Source organism: Pseudoxanthomonas kalamensis DSM 18571, from assembly GCF_010211745.1.
In the GTDB taxonomy this organism is placed as follows: Bacteria; Pseudomonadota; Gammaproteobacteria; order Xanthomonadales; family Xanthomonadaceae; genus Pseudoxanthomonas_A; species Pseudoxanthomonas_A kalamensis.
Window position 1 is genome coordinate 1 of sequence record NZ_PDWQ01000103.1, and the last position, 531, is coordinate 531.

Consider the following 531-nt stretch of genomic DNA (forward strand, 5'->3'; position numbering starts at 1 on the left):
TCGTCGATGTGTGAGCTCTGGTTAGTTTGGAGCGGGCATTAGTGGAAAAGGGTAGATATCAGAGTGTAGATTGCAGAGATGAACTTGAACAAACTCCCAATCGACAGTATGAGTGTGAACGGTGCGAACAAAGAGTTGAGCGGAGAACGGATTTTTTTTTTTTCGGTGCACAAGAGCAGCCCGCACAGCTACGGCATTTCGTATTTCTCCTCGCGTGGGCCCACGGCCGATGGCCGCTACAAGCCCGACCTGGTCGCGCCAGGCGAAAAGATCCTGTCGGCGCACCATGGTTACGCGGTCGACGATCCCGGCACATGGATGGTGGAGATGAGCGGCACCAGCATGGCTGCGGCGCACGTGTCCGGACTGATCGCCGCGTTCCTGTCGGTGCGCCGCGAGTTCATCGGCGCACCGGACCGGGTCAAGCAATTGGTGCTGACGCAGTGCCTGGACCTGCAGCGCGATCGCTACATGCAGGGCAGTGGGCTGCCGAGCTTGATGCGGATGCTTGGGGGGACGTGAGTGTGGGGC

General features: G+C 59.1%; 1 protein-coding gene. It reads left to right on the top strand.

What is annotated here, in order from left to right; all coding sequences use genetic code 11:
* The first annotated feature begins 78 nt into the window (after positions 1 to 78).
* A complete protein-coding gene (locus tag CSC70_RS14235; protein ID WP_425501603.1) occupies positions 79 to 522 on the top strand; it encodes a S8 family serine peptidase in 444 nt (147 codons plus the stop codon).
* Positions 523 to 531: the final 9 nt, after the last annotated feature.